Source organism: Polaromonas sp. P1_G4, from assembly GCF_056405475.1.
Genome location: NZ_JBFUCA010000316.1, coordinates 1 through 5,011, shown reverse-complemented (window position 1 = coordinate 5,011; position 5,011 = coordinate 1). Strand labels below are relative to the sequence as shown.

The window sequence follows — 5,011 nt, the reverse complement described above, 5'->3', positions numbered from 1 at the left end:
GTGCGTGCCGGCACACTCAAACTTGCCGAGTTTTTTGAGGCCGAAAGCTGCATGCACCGCAGCCACGGCCACTGCATGACCATGGGCACGGCATCAACGATGGCCAGCATGGTCGAGGCGCTGGGCATAGGCCTGCCCGGCAACGCCGCGTATCCGGCAGTGGACGGCCGGCGCAATGTACTGGCCCGCATGGCCGGTCGACGTGCCGTCGAGATGGTGCACGAAGACCTCACACTCTCGAAGATTCTCACGCGTGAGGCATTCGAAAATGCCATCAAGACCCTGGCCGCCATTGGCGGCTCCACCAACGCAGTCATTCACCTGATCGCCATCGCCGGACGTATCGGCGTGAAGCTCACGGTGGATGACTTTGACCGCCTGGCCAGCGAGCTGCCCTGCCTCGTTAACCTGCAGCCTTCCGGTAAATACCTGATGGAAGATTTCTGCTACGCCGGCGGCCTGCCTGTCGTGATGAAGGAAATCGCGCAGCACCTGCACACCAGCGCCATTACAGCCAACGGCAAAACCATCGGCGAGAACATTGCTGATGCGGAAAACTACAACACTGATGTCATCATGCCGCTCTCCACTCCCTTCAAGGACAAGGCCGGCATCGCCGTGCTGCGGGGCAACCTGTCGCCGCGCGGCGCGGTCATCAAGCCCAGCGCAGCCACGCCCGCGCTCATGGTGCACAAAGGCCGTGCCGTAGTCTTTGAAACCATTGAAGATTTCCATGCACGCATCGACGATGAAAACCTGGACATCGACGAGAACTGCGTGATGGTGCTGAAGAACTGCGGGCCCAAGGGCTACCCCGGCATGGCCGAAGTCGGCAACATGCCACTGCCGCCCAAGGTGCTGCGCAAAGGCATCACCGACATGGTCCGCATCAGCGACGCCCGCATGAGCGGTACAGCGTATGGCACCGTGATACTGCACACAGCCCCTGAAGCCGCAGCAGGCGGGCCACTGGCCCTGGTGCAAAACGGTGACATCATCGAACTGGATGTGCCCAACCGCCGGCTACACCTGCATGTCAGTGACGAAGAGCTCGCCAGGCGCATGACCAGCTGGAAAGCACCCGAGCCGCCGCTGTCTTCAGGCTACTGGAAGCTTTACATCGACCACGTGCTGCAGGCCGACGAAGGCGTTGACCTGGATTTCCTGGTCGGCAAGCGCGGCTCTTTCGTGCCGCGCGACAATCACTGAGAACCAGCAGGCGCTGCTTACACGGCCCTCCCTTTCTCGGGGTACAGCGCGGGTACGGCGCCGCGATCGGCCGCGGGTAACATGGAGGCTTCAAACGCGGGTATTTCCCTCTGGAAATTTCCGCGTTACGACCCGCCATGCTCCCGCGCTGATCAAGGTCTCGAAGCGCGCATGCTGCTACCTTTTCGGGACAGCAAAGGATGCCAGAAAGTTCTATGCAAGCCAGAAAATTCGATGTCGTCGCACTCGGCGAGGCCATGGTGGAGTTCAACCAGACCCAGGCCGGCCAGCCTAACTACCTGCAGGGCTTCGGCGGAGACACCAGCAATGCCGTGATTGCCGCCGCACGCGCAGGAGCCTGCACCGCTTACCTCACACGCCTGGGCGGCGACACTTTCGGCCAATCACTGATGGCGTTGTGGGCCACTGAAAACGTCTCCACCGCGGCGGTGCAGCAAGACCCGGAAGCCAGCACGGGCCTTTACTTTGTCACGCACGGCAAAAACGGGCATGAATTCAGCTACTTGCGCGCAGGCTCTGCCGCCAGCCGCATGACGCCGGGCTGGCTGCAGCAAGCCGGCGCAGCCGATGCCGTGCGCCAAGCCAAGGTTCTGCATGTATCGGGCATCTCGCTGGCGATTTCCGCCAGCGCCTGCGACACAGCCTTTGCCGCGATGAAACTGGCCAAAGAGGCCGGTACCCTCGTGTCGTTTGACTCCAACCTGCGGCTCAAGCTCTGGCCGCTGGACCGGGCCCTTGCCTGCACCCGCCATGCCGTTTCACTGTGCGACATTTTCTTGCCGAGCCTGGAAGACATCACCACCCTCAACGGCATGACAGACCCCGACGCGGTAGTGGACTGGGGCCACGCCCTGGGCGCCAAAACCGTGGTGCTCAAGCTCGGCGGCGACGGCGCGCTGGTCAGCGACGGCACGCGGCGCGAGCGCGTGCCCGTGCACAACGTGAAGCTGGTGGACGCTACCGGCGCAGGCGACTGCTTTTGCGGCAACCTGCTGGCGCGCATTGCGGCGGGCGATAACGTCTTTGATGCGGCCCGTTATGCCAATGCAGCGGCCGCCCTCACGGTGCAGGGCTACGGTGCGGTCGCTCCGCTGCCGCGCCCCGAACAGGTCAGGGCCCTGCTGTGAACCACCTTCTGGCAGTCGACTGGGGCAGCTCCTCATTGCGCGGCGCGCTGATCGACGGCGACGGCACAGCCCTGGACGAGCGTTCCTTCGCACGCGGCATCCTGACTGTCGCTCCCGGTACCTTTCCGGAGGTTTTTGCAAGCTGCTTTGCCGACTGGATGACGTCCGGCACGCTGTGCCTGATCTCCGGCATGGCCGGCAGCAAACAGGGATGGCGCGAAGCGCCCTACTGCGCCTGCCCCGCCGGTTTTGATGCGATCGCAGCCGCACTGGAATGGGTGGAGCCCGGCCGCATCGCCATCGTGCCCGGCCTGAGCATAGACAAGGGCGGCGTGCCCGACGTCATGCGCGGCGAGGAAACGCAGATCTTTGGCGCCTTGCAGCTGCTGGGTCTGACCCATGCCCGGCTGGTGCTACCCGGCACGCACAGCAAATGGGTCACCGTCGAAAACCGGCAAGTCACTGATTTTTCGACCTGGATGACCGGCGAGTTCTATGCGCTGCTGCGCCGCCAATCCATCCTCGCACGCATGCTGCCCGACGACGAACCCGCGCTGGACGCCGCCGCCTTTGACCAGGGCGTGGCCCATGCGCTGGCCGGCCCCGGCCTGCTGAACACAGCCTTCAGCACACGCACCCTGTCGCTGTTCCAGCGAATGACAACCGAGGCCATGCCCAGCTACCTGTCGGGCCTGGTCATCGGCGAGGAACTCAAATCCCAGGCACTGCCGCGCGGCGAGCCCGTGGTGGTGATGGGCGCCGAGGCGCTCACGGCGCGCTACGAACAGGCACTTGTCCACTTCGGCGTGCCCGTGAAGCGCGTGGGTGCGGGTGCTACCTGGCGCGGCCTGCGCGCCATCGCCGATACCCTGGCCTGACCGGCGCAGTATTGCGTCTCAACCCACAGAACACCATGAACAACGCACACCAAAAATTCTCCCAGGCCCTCGGCGCCCTCCCCCTGGTGGCCATCCTGCGCGGGCTGACGCCGGTAGAGGCCCTGCCTGTCGGCCAGGCACTCGTTGCCACGGGCTGGACGCTGATCGAAATTCCGCTCAATTCACCCCAGCCGCTGGACAGCATTGCCGCCATGGCCAGCGCTTTTCCGCAGGCCCTGGTTGGTGCCGGCACGGTGCTGACACCTGAGGCGGTGCGTGACGTGCACGCCGCGGGTGGCCAGCTCATCGTTTCGCCCAATTTCAACCCGGCGGTGGTGCGCGAAGCTGTCCGCCTCGGCCTGGTGTGCCTGCCCGGCATCATGACTGCCAGCGAGGCATTTGCTGCGCTCGAAGCGGGCGCGACAGGGCTGAAGATTTTCCCGGCCGAAATGATCACCCCGGCGGTCGTGAAAGCCCTTCGCGCGGTACTGCCCGCGCAAGCCGCAGTACTGCCGGTCGGCGGCATCACGCCCGCCAATATGGCGCCCTACCTTGCCGCGGGCGCGAACGGTTTCGGCATCGGATCGGCACTCTACAAACCAGGTTCTTCCGCCACTCAGGTCTCCGAATCTGCTATGGAATTCATAGCTGCTTGCGCTGGTACCATAAGGGCATGAGCATTATTTCATCTACAGATACTGCCCAGGTATCGTTCGGACTGGCGGGCCGCGTCTGCGTCGTCACCGGCGGTGCCCAAGGCATCGGTGAGGCCTGCGCGCGGCGTTTTTCGCGTGAGCAAGCCCAGGTCGTCATCGCCGATATAGACGACACGCGCGGCGCAGCGCTGGCCGCAGAACTCGGYGGCCTGTATGTTCATTGCGACGTGGGCGACAAGGCTCAGGTCGATGCGCTGGTGGCTCGCACCGTGGCCGCGCACGGCCGCATCGACGTGCTGGTCAACAATGCCGGCATCTTCAAGGCCGCAGAGTTTCTGGACGTGACGGAAGCCGACTTCGACGCCGTACTGCGCATCAACCTCAAGGGCTCCTTCCTGGTCGGGCAGGCCGTGGCGCGCGTGATGGCGGCCGCCGGCAAGGGCAGCATCGTCAACATGAGTTCGGTCAACGGCGTGCTCGCCATTCCCACCATTGCCAGCTACAACGTCAGCAAGGGCGGCATCAACCAGCTCACGCGCGTGATGGCGCTGTCGCTGGCAGGCCAGGGCGTGCGCGTCAACGCGGTTGCGCCCGGCACTATCGCCACCGAACTGGCCGCCAGGGCTGTGCTCACCAGCGACGAGGCCAAGGCCAAGATCATGAGCCGCACGCCCATGAAGCGCCTCGGCGAGCCCTCGGAGATCGCCGACACGGTGGCCTACCTGGCCAGCGACGCCGCGAGCTACATCACCGGTGAGATCGTGGTGGTGGATGGCGGTCGGATGACGCTGAACTACACCGTGCCCGTCTAGGGTCAGCCATCCCGCGTAAGCAGGGCCAAAATTGCCTGCGCAGTTGACATGGATCATGCAGGCCGCAAAACGTGGCCCGCAAACCCCGTCGTATCAATAGACTGGGCGCTCCTCTTCTGGAGTTCACCACCATGTCAATACGCCTGATTTCCATTCTCGCTACCGCCGCCACCCTCGGCCTGGCCGGCTGTGCCCAGACACCCACCGACCATGCAGCGCACCACCCTGGCGCGTCGGCGGCTGCTCCAGGTCAACCCATGCCGATGGTGCGTATGGACGAGCACATGAAAGCCATGCGCACCATGCAC

General features: G+C 64.3%; 5 protein-coding genes. All 5 read left to right on the top strand.

Annotated elements, in window-relative coordinates; genetic code table 11:
• A partial coding sequence (locus AC1D1X_RS15405) for a dihydroxy-acid dehydratase (protein ID WP_477698590.1) occupies nucleotides 1–1,209 on the top strand: 1,209 nt, incomplete at its 5' end.
• 215 nt (nucleotides 1,210–1,424) lie between these two features.
• Complete coding sequence (locus AC1D1X_RS15400) at nucleotides 1,425–2,357, top strand: sugar kinase (RefSeq protein ID WP_477671417.1); 933 nt, start codon at nucleotides 1,425–1,427, stop codon at nucleotides 2,355–2,357.
• Entirely contained in the window at nucleotides 2,354–3,235 is an 882-nt protein-coding gene (locus AC1D1X_RS15395; RefSeq protein WP_477671416.1) for a 2-dehydro-3-deoxygalactonokinase, read from the top strand. The genes AC1D1X_RS15400 and AC1D1X_RS15395 overlap by 4 nt, the downstream gene beginning before the upstream one ends.
• Before the next feature lie 35 nt (nucleotides 3,236–3,270).
• The gene (locus AC1D1X_RS15390) at nucleotides 3,271–3,912 is read left to right on the top strand and encodes a 2-dehydro-3-deoxy-6-phosphogalactonate aldolase (protein ID WP_477671415.1); all 642 of its coding nucleotides are present in this window, start codon (nucleotides 3,271–3,273) and stop codon (nucleotides 3,910–3,912) included.
• Nucleotides 3,909–4,703: an SDR family NAD(P)-dependent oxidoreductase gene (locus tag AC1D1X_RS15385; RefSeq protein ID WP_477671414.1), complete on the top strand. Its 795-nt coding sequence runs from the start codon at nucleotides 3,909–3,911 to the stop codon at nucleotides 4,701–4,703. The genes AC1D1X_RS15390 and AC1D1X_RS15385 overlap by 4 nt, the downstream gene beginning before the upstream one ends.
• Nucleotides 4,704–5,011 lie beyond the last annotated feature (308 nt).

Coding starts and splice junctions, on each gene's coding strand:
- AC1D1X_RS15400 (WP_477671417.1), top strand. CDS start 1,425: ATGCAAGCCAGAAAATTCGATGTCGTCGCACTCGGCGAGGCCATGGTG.
- AC1D1X_RS15390 (WP_477671415.1), top strand. CDS start 3,271: ATGAACAACGCACACCAAAAATTCTCCCAGGCCCTCGGCGCCCTCCCC.